Genomic DNA, 23,942 nt, shown 5'->3' with positions numbered 1-23,942 from the left:
GGAGGCGGTCGTGATGACCGCCGCCCGGGCCGCTGAGGTGGACCGTGGCGTCAGGCGCCCGCGGGCTCCTCGCCGTCCTTCTTGTCCTCGGCGGGCTGGATGCCGAGGCGCTCGACGAGCCACTTGTCGAACTCGATCGAGGCGCGCACCCAGCTGACCGTCGAGGAGACGAAGTGCTCCAGGCTGACGCCGGTGCCGATGAGCATCTGCGCCTCACCGATCAGCCGGACGGAACCCGCCTCGCCCTCCTCGCCCTCGTGGGCGTGGGTGTAGACCTTGGGCCACAGGGTGCGGCGGTTCCAGTCGTCGATCGCGTCCAGCAGGACGGGACGCTGGTCGAGCGCGTGGGGGCGGTCGTAGAACGTACGGACCGAGAAGACCTGCTGCTCGTCCTCGCCCCGGAACATGAAGTAGGTCCGGAACTCTTCCCACGGCGCCGCGAGGTCGCCCTCGTCGTCGACGACGTACTTCAGCTCCATCTGGTCCAGAAGCTGCTTGACGAGGTCCTGGTCAGGGACGACGGGGCCCTCCGGTCCTGCCGCCTGCGGTTCGGGCTGGCCCCCGAAATTAGGAATCGAGGACGGATCGATGCTCACCGTTATTTCCCTTCGTGCGGTTGCGGCCATCCTCTCCCATGGCGGGCGGGGCATGGCAAGCCCCGGCGGTCCCGATCCGCCACAAGCTGACAGACAGCGTGCGAGGACGGGATCCGCCGGGCTTTCGCCCACAGCCTGCGACGGCTCGTGACCGGCGGTTACGAGGCGGGGCCGACGATCAGTCCGTCCTCGGCCCGGTCCACCCGTACGGTGTCACCGTCGCGGACCTCACCGGACAGGATCTCCTTGGCGAGCCGGTCGCCGATCGCCGTCTGGATGAGCCGGCGCAGCGGCCGCGCCCCGTACGCCGGGTCGTTGCCCTCCTGGGCGAGCCAGGCCAGCGCCTCGGGCGAGACCTCCAGGGTGAGCCGGCGGTCGGCGAGCCGGGCCGCCAGCCGGTCGATCTGGAGCCCGGCGATGTGGGCCAGCTCGTCGCCGGAGAGCGCCGAGAAGACCACCAGGTCGTCGAGCCGGTTGATGAACTCCGGCTTGAAGGAGGCCCGCACCACCTCCAGCACCTGTTCCTTCTTCACCTCGGGCTTGACCAGCGGGTCCATGAGGAACTGGCTGCCGAGGTTGGAGGTGAGGACGAGGATGGTGTTGCGGAAGTCGACCGTGCGGCCCTGGCCGTCGGTGAGCCGGCCGTCGTCGAGGACCTGGAGCAGGATGTCGAAGACCTCGGGGTGAGCCTTCTCGACCTCGTCCAGGAGCACGACGCTGTACGGGCGGCGGCGGACGGCCTCGGTGAGCTGGCCGCCCTCCTCGTACCCGACGTAGCCGGGCGGGGCGCCGACGAGCCGGGCGACGCTGTGCTTCTCGCCGTACTCGCTCATGTCGATGCGGATCATGGCCCGCTCGTCGTCGAACAGGAAGTCCGCGAGCGCCTTGGCCAGCTCGGTCTTGCCGACGCCGGTGGGCCCGAGGAAGAGGAACGAGCCGGTGGGCCGGTCGGGGTCCGCGATCCCGGCCCTGGTCCGCCGTACGGCGTCGGAGACGGCCTGCACGGCCTCGCTCTGCCCGATCAGCCGCTTGCCCAGCTCGCTCTCCATCCGCAGCAGCTTCTGGGTCTCGCCCTCCAGCAGCCGGCCGGCCGGAATGCCGGTCCAGGCGCCGACGACGTCCGCGATGTCGTCCGGGCCGACCTCCTCCTTGACCATGGTGTCCTTGGAAGCCTCCTGCTCCGCCTCGGCGGCCTCCTCCAACTCCCGCTCCAGCCCAGGGATCTCTCCGTAAAGCAGCTTGGACGCGGCGTCGAAGTCGCCGTCGCGCTGGGCGCGTTCGGCCTGGCCGCGCAGCTCGTCGAGGCGCTCCTTCAGCTCACCGACCCGGTTGAGGCCCTGCTTCTCCTTCTCCCAGCGGGCGTTGAGGCCGCGCAGCTCCTCCTCCTTGTCGGCGAGGTCGCGGCGCAGCTTCTCCAGACGCTGCTTGGAGGCGGCGTCGGACTCGTTCTTCAGCGCCAGCTCCTCCATGCGCAACCGGTCGACGGAGCGCTGGAGTTCGTCGATCTCCAGCGGCGAGGAGTCGATCTCCATACGGAGCCGGGAGGCGGCCTCGTCGACGAGGTCGATGGCCTTGTCGGGGAGGAAGCGGGAGGTGATGTAGCGGTCGGAGAGGGTGGCGGCGGCCACCAGCGCCGAGTCCGCGATCTGCACCTTGTGGTGGGCCTCGTAACGGCCCTTGAGCCCACGCAGGATCGCGATGGTGTCCTCGACGGACGGCTCGGCGACCAGCACCTGCTGGAAGCGGCGCTCCAGGGCGGGGTCCTTCTCGATGCGCTCGCGGTACTCGTCGAGCGTCGTCGCGCCGACCATCCGCAGCTCGCCGCGGGCCAGCATCGGCTTGAGCATGTTGCCCGCGTCCATGGCGGAGTCGCCGCCCGCGCCCGCGCCGACGACGGTGTGCAGCTCGTCGATGAAGGTGATGATCCGGCCGTCGCTCTCCTTGATCTCGGAGAGGACGGTCTTCAGCCGTTCCTCGAACTCACCGCGGTACTTCGCTCCGGCGACCATCGCCCCGAGGTCGAGCGAGACGAGCCGCTTGTTCTTCAGGCTCTCCGGCACATCGCCCTTGACGATGCGCTGGGCGAGCCCTTCGACGACGGCGGTCTTCCCGACGCCGGGCTCGCCGATGAGCACGGGGTTGTTCTTCGTCCGGCGCGACAGCACCTGCACGACGCGGCGGATCTCCTGGTCACGGCCGATGACCGGGTCCAGCTTGCCCTCGCGCGCGGCGGCCGTGAAGTCGGTGCCGAACTTCTCCAGGGCCTTGTACTGGCCCTCCGGGTCGGGTGTGGTCACCCGGCGCCCTCCCCTGCTCGTCTCGAATGCGGCCAGCAGCTTCTTGGCGCCGGCCCCCTGCCCATCGAGGATCTCACCGGCTCGGCCGCCCTTCGCGGCGATCCCGATGAGCAGGTGCTCGGTGGAGATGTAGTCGTCGCCCAGCTCCTTCGCCCGCTGGGCGGCGTCCTGGATGACGGCGAGCAGTTCACGGTTGGGCTGCGGCGGGGCCACGGTGGAACCGGTGACGCTGGGCAGGGTCCCGAGCAGCCGCTCGGTCTCACCGCGCACGAGCGCCTGGTCGGCCTCGACGGCGGCGAGGAGGTCGATGATGTTCTCGTTGTCCTCGCCCCCCAGCAGCGCGAGCAGCAGGTGTCCCGGGGTCAGATCGGGGTGCCCGTCCTTCACGGCCCGGTTGGTGGCCGCGTTGATGGCGTCCCGGCTCTTGTTGGTCAGCTCGGCGTCCACGTGTGGTTACTCCTCCTCGCAGCTGGGGGTCAGACATACGTCGTGCATTGACTTAATCAACGTACACAAAGTTGAGTCTATTCCACTCAAGGCACTGATCGCACGCGCTGCGGGCACCCGAGACCCGGCCTCGTACGCTGCCCCCATGGCAGACGTACGCAACCCCTCCCCCGAATACGTCGCGTTCTGGCGCGAGAGCCACCTGTCCACGCTGACGACCCCCCGCCCGGACGGCACGCCGCACGTGGTGCCGGTGTGCGTGACGTACGACCCGGAGGCCGGGGTGGCACGTGTGATCACCGACGGCGGCAGCCGCAAGGTCGCCCACATCCGCGCGGCCGGCCCCGAAGGGGCGCGCGTGGCCGTCTGCCAGATCGACCGGGCCCGCTGGGCGACCCTGGAGGGCCGCGCGGTCATCCGCACCGAACCGGAGGCCGTCGCGGACGCGGAGGCCCGCCACGAGGAGCGCTACGGCCGTCCGCCGCGCGTCAACCCGACCCGGGTCGTCATCGAGATCACCCTCGACCGGGCGCTCGGCAAGGCCTGAGGCCGTTCCGTCGCGAACGGCCGGGTCCCGGCCCGGAACAGCACAACGGCGCCACCGTGTTCAGGTCACGGTGGCGCCGCTGTGTGGGGGAAGCGCCTGGAGCGACAGGTGACGACGGGGGAATCGCTCAGGCACTGCGGGGGGTGGCGGAAAGGGGTTCTGCGTCGAACAGCTCGTGGTCCCGCTGATCGAGGTTGACGAAGATCATGCCGTACCTGACGGCGCAGCGGACCGGCTGCGGCGCCCCACGGGGCCGACGGAGGCAGCGATAGGCGCGGACATCCTCGTCCTCTTCCATCACCACGACGATCGGCTCTCCGAACAGGGTGACCATCAACGAGTCGCCACGGCGGGGGAGGGCCGTGAGCAGATCGATGAAATGCCACCCTGAGCGATAAGCGGTCGCCATCTCGCGCCGGAAGGTGCGGTCGTCCGGCGGGGTGGTCATGCGCTGCCCCAATCACTCGGGACAAAGTCCCAGGTCAGGTCAGGGGGTGGTGCGGCCTCCGAACGCAACTCGGCAGCCCGCTCGGGCGCAGCGCCCGCGGCAAGATCGATGGCGCCGAGCACTCCGGACGCCAGCCCGGCGGAGAAGGCAACGGCAAGCACCGAGCGAAGCGTTTTCTTACACATGGTGGGCTTCGTCCTCACTTCCAAAGTTTCCTCTCCCCCGCACCACAAGACGATGGCCCATCGAGGCACGTCAAACCACAGAAGCGATGCATCATGTTCCTGCTGATGCATGTTCCTGGGGGGTGGAGAATTGACCACAGATAGAGCGAAACCGACACATCCCCACTCTGTCACCACTTTGTGCGACGAGGGGGCGCGGCTCTACGCGAGTGCGCTGAGCGTGGGAAAGATAGCCCGTGCCGAAGTGGAGTCTGCTCCATGCCTGCTGGATTTCGCCCTGCTGCACCCTGACCCGGACGACCCCACCTGGCTACGACCGGTACCGGCGTTCGCGGCGCTCACACAGCGTCTCCACCCCATCGAGCGCGAGATCCAGGAACGGCGACGCCTCTCGGTGGAACTCACCGAGGCCTTCGAGCCCTTCATGGCGGTCAGCTCCCTGACACCACCCATCACCCACGCGATCACTGTCCTGGAAGGCATCAATCGCATCAACGCCTCCATAAAGCTCGCCATGTCCGAGTGCCAGTCGGAGGTTCTCACCATCCAGCCCGGGGGCGGACGCAGTGAGGATGCGCTGAACATCGCCGTGGAGCGGGGGCACACGCTGACGGAACGGGGCGTGGGCATGCGGACGCTGTACCAGCACACAGCCCGCCACAGCCATGGAACGCTCAACTATGCGGCCCGCATGGCTGAGAGCAAGGTGGAGATCCGAACGCTCGAAGAGCTCATCGAGCGACTCATGATCTTCGACCACACCGTTGCGTTCATACCGGCCACGGACGACCGGACCGTGGCCCTCGAACTACGCCATCCCGGCATCGTCAAATACCTCGTCAAGGTCTTCGAGCAATTCTGGCACCGCGCAGTCCCGTTGCAAGAGCAGATTCCTTACGACCCTCGACCGGAGGGCATCTCCGGCGTACGTCACTCCATCGCCAAACTGCTGGTCGAGGGGCACGTCGACGAGGCCATCGCCCGCCGCCTCGGGATGAACGTCCGCACCTGCCGCGCCCACATAGCCAAACTCAGCGCCGCGCTCGGCAGTAACAGCAGGGCGCAACTCGGCTATCTGATCGCGCGGTCGGGAATCCTGGAAGCGGATTCCTGACCGCGGGATCACCCATCCCGGGCCCAGGCGTGACCGCACAAGGGGGAGAGTGCAGCCACGCCCAGATCGCATCGAAGGCCCCCGTCTCCCTGCGACACATCCAGATTCCCTGCACAACTACCCTGGCGCCACCGTCCACTTGTTGCACTGCACAAAGCAGGGGGATCCCAAATGGGTACAGACGAAAGCAGACCGGCCCATCCTCACCTGAACACCGAAGTGTGCGAACCGGCTCTGCGTGTGTACCGGGAAGCCCTTCGGACAGGGCGTGTTCCTCGGGCCGAGCTCAACGCCGTGCCCTGCCTCGTCGATCTGGCGCTGCTCCATCCCGACCCGTGGGACGACACATGGATGCGCCCCGTGCCACCGTCTGCCGCCCTGGCCCACCTGCTGCAGCCCGTCTCCCGGGAGATCGACGAGCGCCTGCGCCTCGCCACCGCCCTCAGCCAAGCCCTCTTGCCTCTGACCTCCGTCGCCCACGACGACCCCAACCTGGCGATCACCGTCCTGGAGGGGATCGCAGCCATTCAGGCATCCATCGATGAAGCCACGGCCACGGCCACCGATGAAATCCTGACGGCCCAGCCAGGCAGCAATCGGCCCGCCGAAACACTGCGAGCGGCTCTGGCCAATGCCCAGACCGCCATTCGACGCGGAGCCCGGATCAGGCACATCTACCAACACCCGGCCCGGTACAGCAGCTCCGTCAGGGACTATCTGTCCCAGGTACCGGCCAAGCACCTTTCGGTACGCACGACCGAGCTCACCGTCGAGCGCCTGATCATCATCGACCGGACGGTCGCCTACATCCCCGCATCCGCCGACCGCAACACCGCCCTGCGGATCAGACACCCGGCCCTGGTCGCCTACCTCATCCAGGTCTACGAAGTCCTGTGGGCGCAAGCCGTCCCGCTGGCCGAGAACCATCACACGGCGGCACCGGACGTCCCGGTCACCGCCGTACAACGCAGCATCGCCCGCCTCCTCGCCGAAGGCCACGTCGACGACGTCGTGGCCCGCAAGATGGGCATCAGCGTCCGCACCTGCCGCGCCCACATCGCCAAACTCATGCAGACCCTCGGCGCCACCAGCCGCACCCACCTCGGCGCACTCCTCGCCCGGTCCGGCATCGCGGAAGCCGACCGACGCGAGCACTGACACCAATGCAATGGGAGGCCGACCGGTCCTGATGGTGCACTGCAGCAAGCTGAGGGTGGCCGGCCCGCCGCCCACACGGCATCGTGGTGACCACCGGACCCACCCGGCCCACCCGGCCCACCCGGCCCACCCGGTCCGTCGTCCGCAGGGGGAACCGTGATCCAGGCCGTCCTGGCAACCGACGATGTGACGTTCCACCGGACGATCCGGGCGACGCTGCAGGCGACCGGGCAGGTGACCGTCGCGCCCTGGCACTCGCCGGACTCCCTGCTGCCCTGCGTCGCCGTACACCGGCCGGACGTGATCCTGCTGGACGCCCGCTCGGGCCGGGCCGAGCCGCTGCGCAACCAGCTGTACGTACTCCGGGAGTTGGCGCTCCACCAGGCGTTCGCCGTCTTCGTCGAGCCGGACGATCGGGCCATCGCCGAGGTGGCCCGCAGCAACGGCGCGGCACACGTCCTCACGGCCGGCGACAACCGGCGCCAACTCATGCGTACCGTCACGCTCGTGGCCGAGGGAGGCCGGGCAGACCGGGACCCCCGCTCCACCGTCGCGTCCTGCGAGAATTCCGTACGCCAGTCCTGACCGAACTGGTGAACGCCTCCCGTACGACAGAAGGACCACGAAGCCCAGATGACCGACACCACCCCCGCACCCGCCGCCGTCGAGGACGACCACCACGGGGACATCCTGGTCGAACTCACCGGCGAGCAGAACGAGATGCTCATCGTGAGCGGCGAGGGGATCCCCCGCGTCGTCCTCACCCGCGCCCCCGGCGCCGAGGTCGACGACCACATCGTCATCGGCACCCGCGACCCCCGCCGGCTCACCCTCACCGTCGACGGCCGGGACGCCACGATCACGCCCGGGGAGGGCAAGCTCCGCCGCCGCTCCTACCGGGTCGACGTCCGCTGCGCGGATACGTCCTACCGCCTCGTGCCCGACTCGATCCCGAGCAGCCGGCTGACCCGCGACGGCAAGCACATCGGGGACTTCTCCTCGGACGGCGACCGGCGGGTCATCGCCGAGTGGCGGGACGGGGCCGCCGTCGAGCCGCTCGACGCCGCGATCGGCTACGCCCTGGCCGCCGCGTTCGGCACCGGCGGCCAGCCGATGTGGATGATGGCGGTCGACGCGATCAGCACCGCCCTGCCGTAGGCCCACCGGGCCGTAGGCCCCGCCGCCCCACGCCCCCGGACACGAGACGGGGCCGGGAAAGCGTCCATCCGCTCTCCCGGCCCCGTCCGCGTACCGCTGAAGGGTCCCGCTAGTCCGTCGGCCGCTTCGGCTTCGGCCGCCAGACCACCAGCGCGCTGGTCTGCTGGACGTCCTGGTACGGCACCAGGTCCCGGCGGTACGAGGCGTGCACCTGGGCCTCGCGCTGCTGCATGGCGACCGCCGCGCCGTCCACCGCCGCCGAGAGCTCGGCGACGCGCTGCTGGAGGGCCGCGACCTGGTTCTCCAGCTCGATGATCCGCTTGATGCCGGCGAGGTTGATGCCCTCGTCCTGCGACAGCTGCTGCACGGTGCGCAGCAGCTCGATGTCACGGGCCGAGTAGCGACGGCCGCGCCCGGCCGTACGGTCCGGGGAGACCAGGCCGAGACGGTCGTACTGGCGCAGTGTCTGCGGGTGGAGACCCGAGAGCTGGGCCGCGATCGAGATCACGTACACCGGGGTCTCATCGGTCAGCTGGTACGGATTGCGTCGACGGCCGTCCATCTCAAGCTCCCTTCGCGGCCTGGAACAGTTCCGCCCGCGGGTCCTCGTCCGCGGTCGCCTTCCGGTAGGCCTCCAGGGCGTCCCTGGCCTCCTGGCCCAGGTCCCTGGGGACCGCGACCTCCACGGTGACCAGCAGGTCTCCGCGGGTGCCGTCCTTGCGCACCGCACCCTTGCCCCGGGCGCGCATCGTACGCCCGTTGGGGGTGCCGGCGGGAAGTTTCAGGGTGACCGGCGGACCGCCGAGGGTGGGGACCTTGACCTCGCCGCCGAGCGTCGCCTCCGGGTACGTGACGGGCACGGTGACCGTGAGGTTGTCGCCCTTGCGGCCGAAGACCGGGTGGGCGTCGACGTGGACGACGACGTACAGATCGCCGGCCGGGCCGCCGCGTTCGCCCGCGCCGCCCTTGCCGCGCAGCCGGATCCGCTGGCCGTCGGAGACGCCCGCCGGGATCCGCACCTGCATGGTGCGCGCCGACTTCGCCCGGCCGCTGCCCTTGCAGACGTCGCAGGGGTCCTGGGCGATGAGGCCCCGGCCCTTGCAGTCCACACAGGGGTCGGTGAGCGAGAAGCCGCCGCCGCTGCCGCGCGAGACCTGGCCGGTGCCGACACAGGTCGGGCAGACCCTGGGGGTGCCGTTCTTGTCGCCGGTGCCGGAACACGCCTTGCAGGGCGCCTGGCTGGACATCCGCAGCGGGACCGTGGCCCCGTCGACCGCCTCGGTGAAGCTGAGCGTCACCTCGGACTCGATGTCCTGGCCGCGCTTCGGCTGTACGCGGGTGCCGGTGCCGCCGCGGTTGAACAGCCCGCCGAAGACGTCGCCGAGACCGCCTCCGCCGCCGCCGAAGCCGCCGCCCGCACCGCCCTGTCCGCCGCCCGGGGCGCCCCCGCCGAAGAGGTCGCCCAGGTCGAAGTTGAAGTTGCCGCCCGCACCACCGGGGCCGGCCCGGAAGCCGCCGTTGCCGAAGAGGGCGCGCGCCTCGTCGTACTCCTTGCGCTTCTTGGGGTCGCCGAGGACGTCGTTCGCCTCGGAGATCTCCTTGAAGCGCTCCTCCGCCTTGGCGTCACCCTTGTTGGCGTCCGGGTGGAACTCGCGGGCGAGCTTCCGGTACGCCTTCTTGACCTCGGCGTCGGTGGCGTCCTTCGGGACGCCGAGGACCTTGTAGTAGTCCTTCTCGACGAAGTCCTTCGTGCTCATCGACGTCCCTCCTTCCGGACGATCGGCCGAGCGGCCGGCCCGTGGGCCGGCCGCCGGGCCGGTCGGTGTGCACCGTGGTGATCAGACGCGTTGCCGTCAGACCTCCTCGGTGCCACCGCTCTCCTCGTCGTCTGTCTTCTCTTCCTTGGCCGCGGCGGGCGTGGCGCCCGGCTGCGGCTCGGCGACGGCCACCCGCGCGGGGCGGATGGTGCGCTCGCCGATGCGATACCCCGGCTGCAGGATCGCCACGCAGGTCGTCTCGGTGACGTCCGGCGCGTAGCTGTGCATCAGGGCCTCGTGGATCGTCGGGTCGAAGGGCTCGCCCTCCTTGCCGAACTGCTGGAGGCCCAGCTTCGCGACGGTGGTCTCCAGCGATTCGGCGACCGACTTGAAGCCGCCGACCAGCTCGCCGTGTTCCCGCGCGCGGCCGACGTCGTCGAGCACGGGCAGGAGCTCGGACAGGAGGTTCGCGACAGCGATCTCCTTGACCGTCACCCGGTCCCGCTCGACGCGGCGGCGGTAGTTCTGGTACTCGGCCTGCAGCCGCTGGAGGTCCGCGGTGCGCTCGCCGAGCGCGGTGCGTACCTGGTCCAGCTGTGCGGTCAGACCGACGGACGGGTCGGTGTCCCCGGCCGGGGCCGCCGCCTCCTCCTCGGAGGGTGCGGCAGCCTTCGGCTCGGCGTCATCAGGGGTGGCGCCGGAGGGGACGTCGGGCTTCTCCTCGAAGCCCGGAGTCTCCTCGGTCACGCCGCACCGCCCTTGGTGTCCTTCTCGTCGTCCACGATCTCGGCGTCGACGACGTCGTCGTCGGCCTTGGCCTGGCCGTCGCCCGGGGCCTCGGCGCCCGGGGCCGCACCCTCGGCCTGGGCGTTGGCGTACATCGCCTGACCCAGCTTCTGGGAGACGGCCGCGACCTTCTCGGTGGCCGTACGGATCTCGGCGGAGTCCTCGCCCTTGAGCTTCTCCTTCAGCTCGCCGACAGCGGTCTCCACCTCCGTCTTGACGTCCGCGGGGACCTTGTCCTCGTTGTCCTTGAGGAACTTCTCCGTCTGGTAGACGAGCTGCTCGCCCTGGTTGCGCGACTCGGCGGCCTCGCGGCGGGCGTGGTCCTCCTCCGCGTACTTCTCGGCCTCTTCGCGCATCCGGTTGACCTCGTCCTTCGGCAGCGAGGAGCCGCCGGTGACGGTCATCTTCTGCTCCTTGCCGGTGCCGAGGTCCTTGGCGGCGACGTGCATGATGCCGTTGGCGTCGATGTCGAAGGCGACCTCGATCTGCGGCACCCCGCGCGGGGCCGGCGGCAGACCGGTCAGCTCGAACATCCCGAGCTTCTTGTTGTACGCCGCGATCTCGCGCTCGCCCTGGTAGACCTGGATCTGCACGGACGGCTGGTTGTCCTCGGCCGTCGTGAAGATCTCGGAACGCTTGGTCGGGATCGTGGTGTTGCGCTCGATGAGCTTGGTCATGATCCCTCCCTTGGTCTCGATGCCGAGGGACAGCGGGGTGACGTCGAGGAGCAGGACGTCCTTGACCTCGCCCTTGAGGACACCGGCCTGGAGCGAGGCGCCGATGGCGACGACCTCGTCCGGGTTCACACCCTTGTTGGCCTCCTGGCCGCCGGTCAGCTCCTTGACGAGCTCGGCGACGGCGGGCATACGGGTGGAGCCACCGACGAGAACGACGTGGTCGATCTCGGAGAGCTGGATGCCCGCGTCCTTGATGACGTTGTGGAACGGGGTCTTGCAGCGGTCCAGGAGGTCCGCGGTCAGCTGCTGGAACTGCGAGCGCGTGAGCTTCTCGTCCAGGTGCAGCGGGCCCTCGGCGGACGCCGTGATGTAGGGCAGGTTGATCGTGGTCTCGGTCGAGGACGAGAGCTCGATCTTCGCCTTCTCCGCGGCCTCGCGGAGACGCTGGAGAGCCATCTTGTCCTTGGACAGGTCCACGCCGTGCCCGTTGGCGAACTGCTTCACCAGGTAGTCGACGACGCGCTGGTCCCAGTCGTCACCACCGAGGTGGTTGTCACCGTTGGTGGCCTTCACCTCGACGACGCCGTCACCGATCTCCAGGAGGGACACGTCGAAGGTGCCGCCACCGAGGTCGAAGACGAGGATCGTCTGGTCGTCCTTGTCGAGGCCGTACGCCAGGGCGGCGGCGGTCGGCTCGTTGACGATGCGCAGGACGTTGAGGCCCGCGATCTCACCGGCCTCCTTGGTCGCCTGACGCTCGGAGTCGTTGAAGTACGCCGGGACGGTGATGACCGCGTCGGTCACCTTCTCGCCCAGGTAGGACTCGGCGTCGCGCTTCAGCTTCTGCAGGATGAAGGCGCTCATCTGCTGCGGGTTGAAGCTCTTGCCGTCCAGGTCGATCTTCCAGTCAGTGCCCATGTGGCGCTTGACGGAGCGGATGGTCCTGTCGACGTTGGTGACCGCCTGGCGCTTCGCGACCTCGCCGACGAGCACCTCGCCGTTCTTGGCGAAGGCGACGACGGACGGCGTGGTCCTGGCGCCTTCGGCGTTGGTGATGACGGTGGGCTCGCCGCCTTCGAGAACGCTGACGACGGAGTTAGTCGTGCCCAGGTCGATGCCGACCGCACGTGCCATTTCAATTCCTCCAACTGACTACTTGAGTGGATCTGACTCAAGAATGCATGACGCCGGTCCATGAGTCAACAGACCTGAGTCCCTTACGCTCAACTTAAGTGCTTATCCCGAGCACATCTGCGCCCGCGACGCCGCCCCACCACCCCACCCGCGCACGCCACACCCCTCGCGCACCACCCACCCCACCGTCTCACCGTGGGATCGTTCTGTCACAAAATGCCGTGAGACGGTCACAACCGTCACCGACCGGCAGGTTTCACCGTGGATCGTCACACCATCGAACCTCGAACCCCGGGCGGACGCGATGCAGAACGCGAGGAAGCCGCGCGTACGGCAGAAGAACCGGAAGAGCCGGAGGAATCAGGGCCGACCACCCCGACCCCGCGCGGCGCCGAACGTCACGGAGCCGCGCGACCCCCATCCGTACGAGCGCGACCCCCACCCGCACGAGCGCGACCCCCACCCGTACGAGGAGAAGCCCCATCCGTACGAGGAGAAGCCCCGCCCCCTCCCGACAGTGACCGGAACGGCCAGGAGCCACTTCCCCTCGCGCCCCGCCGCACGCCTGGCCGGCCTCACCGACCGGGCCGGGCGGCTGGCTGACCGCTTCCTGCCACGCACGACGGCCGAACGCGCACTGGACCTGATTCTCGGCATCTTCCTGCTGATCCTGACCGCCCCCGCCGTCGCCGTGGCGGCCCTCGTCCTGACCGCGCGGCGGACCCCGGGCGGCGCCTGGGACCGCAGGCCCCGGACCGGTCTGGGCGGCCGGGTCTTCGAACTGCGCACCCTGCGCACCCGCAGGCTCCGGCTGGACCTGTTCTCCCGGCTTCCGCACGTCGTGCGCGGCGAACTTTCCCTGGTCGGACCCGCCCCGCTGGCCCCGGGCGACCCACGCGCCGCAGGTCCGGGGGCCAGGCAGTGGCGGCAGGAGTTGCGGCCGGGCCTGACCGGACTGGCCCAGGTCCGCGCCCGCTCCGGGATGCCGTGGGACGACCCCGCCCTGCTGGACCAGCACTACGCAGAGCACCATGGAGTCGTACTCGATCTGGCGGTCCTCGCCGAAGCCGTACGCGGTCCACTGCGATCGGGGCTCCGGAAGGTCCGCCGAACCAAGGCACACCTGAGCGACACAGATCACCGCCCGCCCGGCTGCAGCGGGGTGGACTAAGTGGATAGTGTCAGCACAGACTAATTAAGTTACTGCTTAGTAGTAGCGGGCAGTAGCCACTGGACCCCGCTCTCGCAGGCCCGAGGAGCCCCCAAAATGCAACTCGCCGCGATCATCGTGTCGCTGGTGCTGACGGTCGTCGGCGTTGCGCTCATCACCCGAGCCGTCGCGCAGATCTACCGCTTCGTCCGTCTCGGACAAGCGGTACCGGCAGGCAGCCGCACCGACGACCCCAAGCAGCGGACGATCACCTTGATCAAGGAGTTCGTCGGCCATACCCGCATGAACCGCTGGGGAATCGTGGGCGTCGCCCACTGGTTCGTCGCGGTCGGCTTTCTGACCCTGGGCCTGACGATCGTCACGGCGTACGGCCAGCTGTTCAAGGCCGACTGGGTGCTGCCGTACATCGGCACCTTCCTGCCGTACGAGGTCTACATCGAGTTCATCGCGCTCGGTACGACCCTCGGCATCCTCGTCCTGATCGCGATCCGCCAGCTGAACCTGCCCACGCGGGCGGGCCGCAAGTCGCGCTTCACCGGTTCGAAGATGGGCCAGGCGTACTTCGTCGAGGCGATCATCCTGATCATCGGCGCCGCGATCATGCTGCTCCGCGGCCTTGAGGGCGCCCTGCACCACGTGGACAGCTACGGGCCCGCGTACTTCGCCTCGTACCCCCTGGTGCTGGCCTTCAAGGGGCTGAGCGTCGAAACGCTGCAGAACCTGGTCTACCTGTTCGCGATGATCAAGCTCGGTACGACGATGATCTGGGCGATCACCGTCGGCCTCAACACCAACATGGGTGTCGCCTGGCACCGCTTCCTCGGCTTCCCGAACATCTGGTTCAAGCGGAACGCCGACGGCGACGTCGCGCTCGGCGCGCTCCAGCCGATGACGACGGGCGGCAAGGAGATCGACTGGGAGGACCCGGCCGAGGATGCGGTCTTCGGCGTCTCCCAGGTCGAGCAGTTCTCCTGGAAGGGCATCCTCGACTTCTCCACCTGCACCGAGTGCGGCCGCTGCCAGTCGCAGTGCCCCGCGTGGAACACCGGCAAGCCGCTCTCGCCGAAGCTCCTGATCATGTCGCTGCGCGACCACGCGCACGCCAAGGCCCCCTACCTCCTGGCCGGCGGCGGCAAGGACATGGAAGGCAATGAGAAGGCCACCGAGGAGCAGCTCAAGGACGTTCCCGCGGCCGCCCTCGCCGAGGCCGAGCGTCCGCTGATCGGGACCGCCGAGGAGAACGGCGTCATCGACCCGGACGTCCTGTGGTCCTGCACCACCTGCGGCGCCTGCGTCGAGCAGTGCCCGGTCGACATCGAGCACATCGACCACATCGTCGACATGCGCCGCTACCAGGTGATGATCGAGTCCGCGTTCCCGTCCGAGGCGGGCACGATGCTCAAGAACCTGGAGAAGAAGGGCAACCCCTGGGGGCTGGCCAAGAAGGCCCGCGTCGAGTGGACCAAGGAGGTCGACTTCGAGGTCCCGATCGTCGGCAAGGACGTCGAGGACCTCACCGAGGTCGACTACCTCTACTGGGTCGGCTGCGCGGGCGCCCTGGAGGACCGGGCCAAGAAGACCACCAAGGCCTTCGCGGAGCTGCTGCACATCGCGGGCGTCAAGTTCGCGATCATGGGCGGCGACGAGAAGTGCACCGGTGACTCCGCCCGCCGCCTGGGCAACGAGCCGCTCTTCCAGCAGCTCGGCCAGGAGAACGTGGCCATGCTGAACATGGCGTACGGCGAGGACGACGAAGACGAGACGACGAAGAAGCCCAAGTCGTCGAAGAAGATCGTCGCGACCTGCCCGCACTGCTTCAACACGATCGCGAACGAGTACCCGCAGCTCGGCGGCGAGTACGAGGTCATCCACCACACCCAGCTGCTCCAGCACCTCATCGACGAGGGCAAGCTGATCCCGGTGACCCCGGTCGAGGGCCTGATCACGTACCACGACCCGTGCTACCTGGGCCGTCACAACAAGATCTACACCCCGCCGCGCGAGATCATCGCGAAGGTCCCGGGCCTGCGGAACGAGGAGATGCACCGCCACAAGGAGCGCGGCTTCTGCTGCGGCGCCGGCGGCGCCCGGATGTGGATGGAGGAGCGGATCGGCAAGCGCGTCAACAACGAGCGCGTCGACGAAGCCCTCGCCCTCAACCCGGACATCGTCTCCACCGCCTGCCCGTTCTGCCTCGTCATGCTGACCGACTCGGTCAACGGCAAGAAGAACGACGGCCAGGCGAAGGAGTCCATCCAGGTCGTGGACGTCTCGCAGCTCCTCCTGGAGTCCGTGAAGACGCCGGCCGACCCCGCGGGCGAGCAGGAGCAGGTGGACGCGCCGGAGCCCGAACCGGCAAAGTGATGTAGCGCATCGACGCGATGAGCGGCCGGACCTGCCTCGGGGGCAGGACCGGCCGCTTTTCCGTGCCCGGGACCCCGGGACTCCGCCTGCCGGACGTGACGACCGCCGCAGGCGAACTGTGAACTCGGACATGTACGCGACGACGTATCTGGAGCATCATGTGCCCCGGAGAAACCCGCGACGGCTACCGCCACAGCTCCCGGAACACCTCCTGGAACACCTCCCCGGCGGCGGGGACACCGGTTCACGAACGACGACCGACGAACGAGGCCCCCGTGCGCACACGCACCAGCACCGAGCACCCGCAGGCAGCGGTCACCAGCAGGGTGACGGCCCTCGCCGCGGGCTGTACGGCCCTGCTGCTGGCGCTCACGGCCTGCGCGGGCCCGTCCTCCGCGTCCGGCGGCAAGAACGGCGACACCCCGCCGGCGGCACAGTCCCGGTCCCAGTCGCGTACCCAGGCCCAGGCGGGCACGGCGCGCACCCCCGTCCCGCGCGGCACCGGCAGCCGTGTCTCGTACGACTTCAACGGCGACGGCCACCGCGACCTGGTCATCGACGACCTGGTGAAGGCCCCCGAGGACAGCCACGGCGACGACGCGGGCATCGGCATCGTGTACGGCTCCGACGCCCCGGGCCGCCCCCTGGACCCGGCCGCCCGGCAACTGCTGAGCGCCCGGGCGAACGCGGCGAAGTCCGGCGACACCCTGCCCGCCGCGTTCGACGCCGAGGCGGCCTGCGACCTGGACCGGGACGGCTTCACCGACCTGATCGTCTCCACCGACCCCCCGTACAACGGCATCGGCGCCCCGCCCGTCCCCCTCCAGATCCTCTTCGGCTCCCCGCAGGGCCTGATAGGCAAGGCGGTCACCGTACGCATCCCGCAGAAGGCCCGGTTCGGCGACGAATGGCCCGAGCAGCCGGTGTGCGGCGACTTCGACGGCGACGGCAAGGCCGACCTCGCGGTCACCGCCAGCGCCGGCCAGGTCACCTTCCTGCACGGCCCCTTCACCCGCACCGGCGCCCCGCGCAGCGCGGAACTGCTGCCCGACGGCGGCCCGTACCTCTACGCCCCCGAGCCCAGGACCGACACCAACAAGGACGGTTACGACGACCTCGTCGCCGCCGCCCGCCCGCACGCCCCCGGCCAGGCGGGCAAGGGCACCCTCCTCCTCGGCTCCGCGAAGGGCCCGGCGGGTCCCGGCAGCGCGTACGCGTTCGCCGCGGAAGACCTCCCCACCGCACCGCTGAAGACGACGGGCGCCACCCGCACCGCCCTCCTGGACCACGGCGACTACGACGGCGACAGGAAGCCGGACACGGTGGTGCGGACGTACCGGGGCGAGCGGCAGGACCTGATCGCCCTCTACACGGCGGGTAACACGGCCGAGCCCGCCGTCACCTTCTCCACGAAGCTGTTCCTCCCCTGAACTCCCCCTCCCGGGCCCCGGGGTGCGGCCCCTAGGGGATGTCACAGCTCGGCCGCAATGGCGGACGGGTTCCCCCGGCCCCCACTCCCCACCCCCGGGGACCAGGTACGTTCGACGGGTGGCTGGATTCAGGATCGGACGCGGCCGGGACAACCGCACCCCGCAACAACCGCAGCAGCGGCAGCAGCCGTACGGAGGGCAGGCACCACAGCCGCCGTACGGTGCTCAGCCGTGGCCGACGGCAGGAGGCCCGGGCAACGGCGCCGCGCCACCGCCGTACGGAGCCCCGCAGGGCCCTTCGTACAACGACGGCGGCTACGCGGGACACGGCCAGGGCGGACAGGGCGGCTACGGCGGGCACGGCGGCCGTCCGCACGGCCAGGGCGGCCACGACGGCCGGCACGGTCACGGCGGCGGCCACGGCGAACCGGAGTACTTCGGCGACCCCTACGCCGACCCCGCGCCCCACGACCCGTACGCCAACAACCCGGGCCACACGCAGGCGTTCCGCGTCGACGAGGACCCGTACGGCGACGGCAACACCTACCGCGCCGGTTCCGCCCCCGCCCAGCCGGCGGGCCCGCGGCTGCGCTGGAAGGAACTGCTGACCGGCATCGTGACCCGCCCGGGTCCGACGTTCTGGCAGATGCGGGACTACCCGGTCTGGGGCCCGGCGCTGGTCGTCACCTTCGTCTACGGTCTGCTCGCGCTGTTCGGCTTCGACCAGGCCCGCGAAGAAGCGATCAACGCGACGATCTCGACGGCCATCCCGTACGTCCTGTTCACCGGCATCGGCTTCGTCATCGGCGGCCTGGTCCTCGGCGCGGTGACCCACACCCTGGCCCGCCAGCTCGGCGGCACGGGCTCGTGGCAGCCGACGGTGGGCCTGTCGATGCTGATCATGTCGATGACCGACGCCCCGCGACTGCTCTTCGCCCTCTTCCTGGGCGGCGAGAACTCCCTGGTCCAGATCGTGGGCTGGCTGACCTGGCTGGCGGCGGGGGCGCTGTTCACGTCGATGGTCAGCAAGTCGCACGACCTGCCGTGGCCGAAGGCGCTGGGAGCATCGGCGATCCAGCTGATCGCGCTGCTGTCGATCATCAAGCTGGGCACGATCTGAGCGAGTGACGCGCAAGAAGGCCCCGGAACGCGGAAGCGTTCCGGGGCCTTCTGCACAGGTCTTGCCTCGACAGGCCCTACGCGTCGAGAACCTGCCCGTCCCGCCGCACGACGGGCTTCTCCACGCTCCACGGGAAGTTGATCCACTGATCGGTCTTCTTCCACACGTACTCGCACTTCACGAGGGAGTGGGACTTCTCGTAGATGACGGCGCTGCGCACCTCGGCGACATGGTCGACGCAGAAGTCGTGGACGAGCTTGAGGGTCTTGCCCGTATCGGCGACGTCATCCGCGATCAGGACCTTCTTCTCGGAGAAGTCGATCGCGTTGGGCACGGGCGCCAGCATGACGGGCATCTCCAGGGTGGTCCCGACGCCCGTGTAGAACTCCACATTCACCAGATGGATGTTCTTGCAGTCGAGCGCGTAGGCAAGCCCACCGGCGACGAACACCCCGCCACGCGCGATGCTCAGAACCACATCAGGCTCATAGCCATCATCGGCGACGGTCTGCGCCAGCTCGCGCACGGCCCGTCCGAAGCCCTCGTAGGTCAGGTTTTCCCGCACGTCACTAGCCATGATTGATCACACCTGGGTCCGATGGAAGTTCTGGAACGACCGCGAGGCCGTCGGCCCCCGCTGCCCCTGGTACCGCGACTCGTACCGCTCGGAGCCGTACGGGAACTCGGAGGACGAGGTCAGCTTGAACAGGCACAGCTGCCCGATCTTCATCCCCGGCCAGAGCTTTATGGGCAGGGTCGCGAGGTTCGACAGCTCCAGGGTCACGTGCCCGGAGAACCCGGGGTCGATGAACCCGGCCGTCGAGTGCGTCACCAGACCGAGCCGCCCGAGCGAGCTCTTGCCCTCCAGCCGCGAGGCCAGATCGTCGGGGAGCGAGATCACCTCGTACGTGGACGCCAGCACGAACTCGCCGGGGTGCAGGATGAACGCCTCGTCGCCTTCGGGCTCGACGGTACGGGTCAGATCAGGCTGTTCCACCGCCGGGTCGATGTGCGGGTACCGGTGGTTCTCGAACACCCGGAAGTAGCGGTCCAGCCGCACGTCGATGCTCGACGGCTGCACCATCGAAGGGTCGTACGGATCGATACGGACGCGGCCGGAGTCGATCTCGGCCCGGATGTCCTTGTCTGAGAGAAGCACGTCCCGAGGATACGCAGAACGCGCGAGCCCGCCCCAACCGGACCACCCGCGCGCCTGCCGACACCCTCCGCCCGACGCCCTACCGCTCTCTACCCACGCTCCTGCTCCCGGCCCTGCTCCACCGCACTACCGCTTCTCGAACGCCACCGGCACGGCCTGCCGCAACCGGGCACACCGGGGACACCGGATCAACCGCCCGGGCCCGATCCGGCCGGCCCCGAGCTGCTGCATCGGGAACGACGAGATAGCGAAAACGTGCCCTTCGGCACAGCGGACGACGGTGCGCTCCATCGACTCCATCAAGTCCCTTCCCCAACCACATATGGACGAGAAAGCCACATTAGGGGATGAACGGGACGCCACTCCACGCGGCACTCCGACCACCCACGCTACGCCCCCAACTCCCGCCCATCACACCCCCGTCCACACCCACTCCCCCACCACGCACACGACACGAAGGCCCCACGGCTCATCCGCCGGGGGCCTGACATGGGGTAGAGTGTGGAACGATGCAGCGCCGGTGATCGGCATGCTCTGCGGGTGTAGTTTAATGGTAGAACATGAGCTTCCCAAGCTCAGAGCGCGAGTTCGATTCTCGTCACCCGCTCCACGAAAGAGCCCCAGGCCAGCCGCCCGGGGCTTTCTTGTTGGCCCGGAACAGAATCCGGGTGTCGCCGACCGGCTTCGGTCGCCGGCCAGGCCGGGGTGTACAGCAGCTCAAAAGAAGGCCTGCCGCGCCGCCCCCGGCCGTGCTTGTACCGGCGACCTGCTCATACCAAGTCATAGTCCACCTCGTCGCCCCTCTCATCTGCCGTGGGTTCGTCGTAGAACCGGAGAGAAGCTCCCACTCAGTTGCTGTCCGGTGTGCGCTCACCAACCTGTAGGACCTGGGCAGCAGCGGACTCCACTGGCCGAGTAGGCCGTCGTGTGGCAGCAGTGACGTCGCCCAAGGGCTTGAGATGCGGCAGGGGAGTCAGGCGGCGATGAGGTCCTGCTCACGGTCCGGCGTACCGACCTTGGGCTGCCTGTTCGGCAGTGCGAGCCGGAAGACCTTGTGCCACGCGGAGAACACCTGCTTGGGCAGCGGGCCGGTGACGTACTCCAGCTCGTACTTCTCGAACAGCGCGCGCACCTTCACCGCGGCCTCGGCGTACCGGTTGCTCGGCAGGTCCGGGAACAGGTGGTGCTCGATCTGGTGCGACAGGTTGCCGGTCATGAAGTGCATGGCCTTGCTGCCGCTGATGTTCGCCGAGCCCATCATCTGGCGCAGGTACCACTGGCCGCGTGTCTCGCCCGTGATCGACCGGCGCTCGAAGACCTGTACGCCCTCGGGGAAATGCCCGCACATGATCACCGAGTGGGTCCAGAGGTTGCGGACCAGGTTCGCGGTGAACGTGGCGGCGAGTGTGGGGAGGAACGACGGGCCCGACAGCAGCGGGTGGATCACGTAGTCCTTGAGTACCTGCTTACGGATCTTGCGGCCGACGGCCCTGGCCCGCGCGCGGAACTCCGGGTTCTTGCGGCGGCGCTTGCTGAGGTTCTTGCCGAGCTCCAGGTCGTACGCTGCGATGCCGTACTCGAAGAAGCAGGCGTTGAGGAAGTTCCACAGCGGCTGGCCGAGGTGGAAGGGGTGCCACTTCTGGTCCTCGTCGACGCGCATGATGCCGTAGCCGAGGTCGTTGTCCTTGCCGATCACGTTCGTGTACGTGTGGTGCAGCTCGTTGTGCGAGTGCTTCCACTGATCGGACGGCGAGACGTGATCCCACTCCCAGGTGGTGGAGTGGATCTTCGGGTCCCGCATCCAGTCCCACTGGCCGTGCAGGACGTTGTGGCCGATCTCCATGTTGTCCATGATCTTCGCCACGGACAGCCCGGCGGTGCCGATCAGCCACGCGGGCGGGAAGATCGAGAACAGCAGCACACCCCTGCTGACCAGCTCCAGCTTGCGCTGCGCCGAGATGACCCGCCGGATGTAGGCGGCGTCCTTCTCGCCGCGGTCGGCGATCACCTCGTCGCGGATGGCGTCCAGCTCGCGTCCCAGTTCCTCGATCTGCTCCGCGGTCAGGTGGGCGGTGGGGTCGATGGCGGTCAAGGTGCTCCTACCGTTCGATGTCGCAGGGGCCCGCCGCGGCGGACACACAGGTCTGGATGAGGACGCCCGGCTCGGCCTCGGTGATCTCGCCGGTACGCAGGTCGCGGACAGCGCCGGCCTTGAGCGGCGTGACGCACCCGAAGCAGATGCCCATACGGCACCCGGAGGGCATGAGCACGCCGATCTCCTCGCCGATGTCCAGCAACGGCGTGGCGCCGTCCGCGTCGATGGTCTTGCCGGTGGCGCTGAACGTGACCTCGCCACCGTCGCCGGCGACGACGATGCCGGGGCGGAAGCGTTCGGTGTGCAGGCGCTCATGGACGCCGTGCTCTCCCCAGTGCTCCTCGGCGGCGTCGAGCAGACCTGCGGGCCCGCACGCCCAGGTCTCGCGCTCGGCCCAGTCGGGCACGAGCTCTTGGAGACGGGCGATGTCGAGCTTGCCGTCCGTGTCGGTGTGCACCTCGGTGAGCCGAAGCTTCTTGTCCGCGACCAGGCTGTGCAGTTCCTTGCGGAAGATCACGTCCTGAGGCTGTGGCGCGCAGTGGACCATGACGACGTCGTCGAGTTCGATGTCGCGCAGCATGCCCATCACGGGCGTGATGCCACTGCCGGCCGTCAGGTAGAGCACCTTGGCGGGCTTGGCCTGCGGCAGGACGAAGTCACCGGTCGCCTGGTCGAGCTGGATCAGCGTGCCCGGTTTCGCCCTGCGGACCAGGTGATTGCTGACCTTGCCGTCCGGGATCGCCTTGACGGTGATCGTGATGCGGCCGTCCCGGCGGTTCGTCGGCGAGGTGATGGAGTAGGCACGCCACAGGCGCACCCCATCGACGTCGACCCCGATCCGCACGTACTGGCCGGCTGTGTGGCCGTGCCAGCCTCGCCCCGGCCTGATCACGACAGTCGCGGCGTCATCGGTCTCGGAGTGCACGGCCTCGATGCGCCCACGCAGGTCAGCGCCCGTACGGAGCGGGCTGACCAGATCGAGGTAGTCCGACGGCAGCAGCGGCGTCGTGACCATCTCCAGCAGTTTCCACGCCCTGCCGCGGAGGGCTGTACTCGTCATGACTCCAGCTTGCTGCGCCTCCAGGCGTAAAGTCCTGACCACAGGACGTAAATCTGGTCGGCTGAATTGTTCGCAGGGAACAAAAAATGAGCTATGCAATCCGGAGGGCCAGCGAACTGACCCTGGATGAGACGACGGTCACCGCCCTTCGGGCCGCACTCAAGACCACCGCCGACGAAGTCGTCCAGGCGATCATCGACGAGGTTCCCCCCTACGCCCATGCCTTGTCGGGCCGCATGGGCGCCACGATCCGCAGAGCCGTCCGCACCGCCCTGGGGCACTACCTGGACCTTGCGAGCGGGAATGCCACAGGCGGCGACGCCGGGGACGCCGCCTACGAGCTGGGCCGCGGCGAGGTGCGCGACGGCCGTTCCATGGACGCCCTGCTCAGCGCCTACCGCGTCGGCGCCCGGGTCGCCTGGCGATGTCTGGCAGCGGGTGCCGTACCCGCGGGTCTGCCCGCCGCCGAGGTCGCCAAGTTCGCCGAGCTGACCTTCGCCTACATCGACGAGCTCTCCGCCGCGAGCGCCGCGGGCCACGCCGATGAACTGGCCGCCCGGGGCAGAGCCCACGAGCGTCACCTGGAACACCTGGCCCGCGACCTCCTCGCCGGCGCGAGCCCGGACGTGCTGCTGGCCTCCGGCCAACGGGCCAGGTGGCAGCCTCCGGTTTCACTGACCGCCGTCCTGCTGCCCGCCGCGCAGGCCCGGCCTGCCTACCGGACACTCGACCCGAGCACCCTCGTCCTCGACGATCTGCCGGATGCCACCGGTGTGCTCCTCGTCCCCGATGCCGACCGATCACGTCTCCTACGGCAGCTGACCGACCGCGCCGCCGTGGTCGGCCCGGCACGGCCATGGATCCACGCGTCCGCCTCGTACGCACGAGCCCTACGCGCGCGCTCCCTTTCCTCTGACATTCGCGACACCGAGGACCACCTACCTGACCTGGTGCTCAGCGCCGACGCGGACGCGTTCGCAGACCTGCGCGCCCGAGCCCTCGCACCGTTGCAGACCCTGCCTGCCGCAACCGCACGACGGCTGGAAGAGACGTTGCGGGCGTGGCTGCTGCACCAGGGCAGACGGGACGAGGTCGCGGCGGAGTTGTTCGTCCACCCCCAGACGGTCCGATACCGGATGTCGCAGATCCGGGAGCTGTTTCCCGATCTCGCATCACCACACCGGGTCCTTGAGCTGACGCTGGCGGTCGGCCTCCGGGTCGACTGACGCGTCACCCGTC

22 protein-coding genes and 1 tRNA gene are annotated in these 23,942 nt (G+C 69.1%); 11 read left to right on the top strand and 12 right to left on the bottom strand.

The genetic code is table 11. From position 1 onward, the window contains the following. Positions 1-50: 50 nt before the first annotated feature. Complete coding sequence (locus G3I54_RS13790; protein ID WP_030082039.1) at positions 51-596, bottom strand: YbjN domain-containing protein; 546 nt, start codon at positions 594-596, stop codon at positions 51-53. Positions 597-754: 158 nt separating this feature from the next. Then, positions 755-3,340 (bottom strand): ATP-dependent chaperone ClpB, encoded by a 2,586-nt coding sequence (gene clpB / locus G3I54_RS13785; protein WP_164614488.1) that lies wholly within the window; start codon positions 3,338-3,340, stop codon positions 755-757. Between the two features lie 145 nt (positions 3,341-3,485). Between clpB and G3I54_RS13780 the strand changes: the two genes are divergently transcribed. Further along, complete coding sequence (locus G3I54_RS13780) at positions 3,486-3,887, top strand: TIGR03618 family F420-dependent PPOX class oxidoreductase (RefSeq protein ID WP_164614485.1); 402 nt, start codon at positions 3,486-3,488, stop codon at positions 3,885-3,887. Between the two features lie 127 nt (positions 3,888-4,014). On the opposite strand, the gene G3I54_RS13775 is transcribed toward G3I54_RS13780, so the two are convergent. Further along, positions 4,015-4,335, bottom strand: coding sequence for a hypothetical protein (locus G3I54_RS13775; protein WP_030588701.1), 321 nt, complete (start codon positions 4,333-4,335; stop codon positions 4,015-4,017). Beyond that, the gene (locus G3I54_RS39455) at positions 4,332-4,631 is read right to left on the bottom strand and encodes a hypothetical protein (protein WP_164614386.1); all 300 of its coding nucleotides are present in this window, start codon (positions 4,629-4,631) and stop codon (positions 4,332-4,334) included. The genes G3I54_RS13775 and G3I54_RS39455 overlap by 4 nt, the downstream gene beginning before the upstream one ends. Here G3I54_RS39455 and G3I54_RS13765 point away from each other — a divergent pair. From G3I54_RS13765 to G3I54_RS13750, 4 genes are all read left to right on the top strand, one after another. Beyond that, complete coding sequence (locus G3I54_RS13765; protein ID WP_203686179.1) at positions 4,630-5,634, top strand: helix-turn-helix transcriptional regulator; 1,005 nt, start codon at positions 4,630-4,632, stop codon at positions 5,632-5,634. The two genes, G3I54_RS39455 and G3I54_RS13765, sit on opposite strands and share 2 nt — an antisense overlap. Before the next feature lie 171 nt (positions 5,635-5,805). Next, positions 5,806-6,792 (top strand): helix-turn-helix transcriptional regulator, encoded by a 987-nt coding sequence (locus G3I54_RS13760; RefSeq protein ID WP_164614481.1) that lies wholly within the window; start codon positions 5,806-5,808, stop codon positions 6,790-6,792. Between the two features lie 156 nt (positions 6,793-6,948). After that, positions 6,949-7,377 (top strand): hypothetical protein, encoded by a 429-nt coding sequence (locus G3I54_RS13755; RefSeq protein WP_164614479.1) that lies wholly within the window; start codon positions 6,949-6,951, stop codon positions 7,375-7,377. A gap of 48 nt (positions 7,378-7,425) precedes the next feature. Beyond that, a complete protein-coding gene (locus tag G3I54_RS13750) occupies positions 7,426-7,950 on the top strand; it encodes a hypothetical protein (protein WP_164614477.1) in 525 nt (174 codons plus the stop codon). 109 nt (positions 7,951-8,059) lie between these two features. Here G3I54_RS13750 and G3I54_RS13745 read toward each other — a convergent pair whose 3' ends face one another. The 4 genes from G3I54_RS13745 to dnaK form a co-directional block, all read right to left on the bottom strand. Further along, complete coding sequence (locus G3I54_RS13745) at positions 8,060-8,512, bottom strand: helix-turn-helix domain-containing protein (RefSeq protein WP_007452885.1); 453 nt, start codon at positions 8,510-8,512, stop codon at positions 8,060-8,062. A gap of 1 nt (position 8,513) precedes the next feature. Beyond that, entirely contained in the window at positions 8,514-9,707 is a 1,194-nt protein-coding gene (dnaJ, locus tag G3I54_RS13740; protein ID WP_103510595.1) for a molecular chaperone DnaJ, read from the bottom strand. Between the two features lie 96 nt (positions 9,708-9,803). Continuing rightward, the gene (grpE, locus tag G3I54_RS13735) at positions 9,804-10,454 is read right to left on the bottom strand and encodes a nucleotide exchange factor GrpE (protein ID WP_164614475.1); all 651 of its coding nucleotides are present in this window, start codon (positions 10,452-10,454) and stop codon (positions 9,804-9,806) included. Continuing rightward, complete coding sequence (gene dnaK, locus G3I54_RS13730; RefSeq protein ID WP_164614474.1) at positions 10,451-12,304, bottom strand: molecular chaperone DnaK; 1,854 nt, start codon at positions 12,302-12,304, stop codon at positions 10,451-10,453. The genes grpE and dnaK overlap by 4 nt, the downstream gene beginning before the upstream one ends. Before the next feature lie 517 nt (positions 12,305-12,821). Here dnaK and G3I54_RS13725 point away from each other — a divergent pair. From G3I54_RS13725 to G3I54_RS13710, 4 genes are all read left to right on the top strand, one after another. After that, positions 12,822-13,475 (top strand): sugar transferase, encoded by a 654-nt coding sequence (locus tag G3I54_RS13725; protein WP_164614664.1) that lies wholly within the window; start codon positions 12,822-12,824, stop codon positions 13,473-13,475. Between the two features lie 96 nt (positions 13,476-13,571). Beyond that, a complete protein-coding gene (locus tag G3I54_RS13720; RefSeq protein ID WP_164614471.1) occupies positions 13,572-15,839 on the top strand; it encodes a (Fe-S)-binding protein in 2,268 nt (755 codons plus the stop codon). Positions 15,840-16,114: 275 nt separating this feature from the next. Next, entirely contained in the window at positions 16,115-17,269 is a 1,155-nt protein-coding gene (locus tag G3I54_RS13715) for a VCBS repeat-containing protein (protein ID WP_343240331.1), read from the top strand. Positions 17,270-17,387: 118 nt separating this feature from the next. Further along, entirely contained in the window at positions 17,388-18,389 is a 1,002-nt protein-coding gene (locus G3I54_RS13710) for a Yip1 family protein (RefSeq protein WP_164614467.1), read from the top strand. Between the two features lie 76 nt (positions 18,390-18,465). Here G3I54_RS13710 and G3I54_RS13705 read toward each other — a convergent pair whose 3' ends face one another. Further along, positions 18,466-18,966, bottom strand: coding sequence for a phosphoribosyltransferase (locus G3I54_RS13705; RefSeq protein ID WP_093690008.1), 501 nt, complete (start codon positions 18,964-18,966; stop codon positions 18,466-18,468). Positions 18,967-18,972: 6 nt separating this feature from the next. Then, positions 18,973-19,548 (bottom strand): dCTP deaminase, encoded by a 576-nt coding sequence (dcd, locus tag G3I54_RS13700; protein WP_030588741.1) that lies wholly within the window; start codon positions 19,546-19,548, stop codon positions 18,973-18,975. Positions 19,549-20,084: 536 nt separating this feature from the next. Here dcd and G3I54_RS13695 point away from each other — a divergent pair. Then, positions 20,085-20,158 (top strand) — tRNA-Gly (locus G3I54_RS13695). Between the two features lie 363 nt (positions 20,159-20,521). On the opposite strand, the gene G3I54_RS13690 is transcribed toward G3I54_RS13695, so the two are convergent. Both G3I54_RS13690 and G3I54_RS13685 read right to left on the bottom strand, forming a co-directional pair. Then, on the bottom strand, positions 20,522-21,640 hold the full coding sequence (locus tag G3I54_RS13690; RefSeq protein WP_164614465.1) for an acyl-CoA desaturase: 1,119 nt from the start codon (positions 21,638-21,640) through the stop codon (positions 20,522-20,524). A 7-nt stretch (positions 21,641-21,647) separates the two neighbouring features. Further along, positions 21,648-22,703 (bottom strand): ferredoxin reductase, encoded by a 1,056-nt coding sequence (locus G3I54_RS13685; protein WP_164614463.1) that lies wholly within the window; start codon positions 22,701-22,703, stop codon positions 21,648-21,650. 86 nt (positions 22,704-22,789) lie between these two features. Here G3I54_RS13685 and G3I54_RS13680 point away from each other — a divergent pair, with 86 nt between their 5' ends. Next, positions 22,790-23,929 (top strand): PucR family transcriptional regulator, encoded by a 1,140-nt coding sequence (locus G3I54_RS13680; RefSeq protein ID WP_164614461.1) that lies wholly within the window; start codon positions 22,790-22,792, stop codon positions 23,927-23,929. Positions 23,930-23,942: the final 13 nt, after the last annotated feature.

The organism is Streptomyces sp. SID14515, assembly GCF_010548505.1.
Classification (GTDB): Bacteria; Actinomycetota; Actinomycetes; order Streptomycetales; family Streptomycetaceae; genus Streptomyces; species Streptomyces caviscabies.
This window is presented reverse-complemented; position numbering and strand designations above follow the sequence as displayed.